1 rRNA gene is annotated in these 375 nt (G+C 58.3%); it reads right to left on the bottom strand.

The annotated features are described in order from the left end of the window. Position 1 precedes the first annotated feature (1 nt). Positions 2-118, bottom strand: a 5S ribosomal RNA gene (gene rrf, locus AC1DB8_RS16565). Positions 119-375: the final 257 nt, after the last annotated feature.

Raw genomic sequence — 375 nt, 5'->3', positions numbered from 1 at the left:
TGTCCGGCGGTGACCTACTCTCCCACACCCTCCCGGGTGCAGTACCATCGGCGCTGTGGGTCTTAGCTTCCGGGTTCGGGATGGGACCGGGCGTTTCCCCCACGCTATGACCGCCGTAACCCTGTGTCCGCGCCCCTGGTCTGTGTAGAGAGTCCCGGGGTGGGAAATCTGGTGGTTACAACTTGTCCGCTACCGCCCGTGGCGGGGCGGTGGTGGTGTTGTTATKCAGTTTTGGTTCCTTCAAGCAACGTGCCCGTGGCGGGTTTGTTGTTTGGGAACCACATAGTGGACGCAAGCAGTCTTGTTTCTTTGTACTCCTCTGCTGGTGTGAACGTCTTTTGAATCCGTTCACGCAAAGGAGTGTGTGGTGTAAGT

The sequence above is a fragment of the Arthrobacter sp. 10N410 genome (assembly GCF_056394945.1).
This window is presented reverse-complemented; position numbering and strand designations above follow the sequence as displayed.